We start from the raw sequence: 276 nt of genomic DNA, 5'->3' as shown, positions 1-276 counted from the left end.
AATCACCCCCGGCTCGCGATGGCGACCCCGAGAATCGCGATGGCCATGCCGCCCATCTGCACCGGCTCCAGCGCCTCGCCGAACAGGCCATAGGCCATCAGGGCGGAGACCGGCGGCACCAGGAACAGGAGCGCGGCGACCCCCGCCACCGCCCCGCGCCGGATCAGGGCGAGGAGCAGCAGGATCCCCGCCACGGAATTGACGAGGATCGACCAGGCGAGGCCGGCCCAGAGGGGCGCCGATCCGTCGAAGCGCCCCGTCCCCAGGAGGAGCGCC

1 protein-coding gene is annotated in these 276 nt (G+C 73.2%); it reads right to left on the bottom strand.

What is annotated here, in order from left to right:
• Window positions 1-2 precede the first annotated feature (2 nt).
• Window positions 3-276: EamA family transporter (locus tag CVH10_RS20145; RefSeq protein WP_146143164.1), on the bottom strand; the 274-nt coding region annotated here is incomplete at its 5' end.

Origin of the sequence: Halomonas sp. ND22Bw, assembly GCF_003011945.1 — a bacterium.
Taxonomy (GTDB): domain Bacteria; phylum Pseudomonadota; class Gammaproteobacteria; order Pseudomonadales; family Halomonadaceae; genus Halomonas; species Halomonas halophila.
This window is presented reverse-complemented; position numbering and strand designations above follow the sequence as displayed.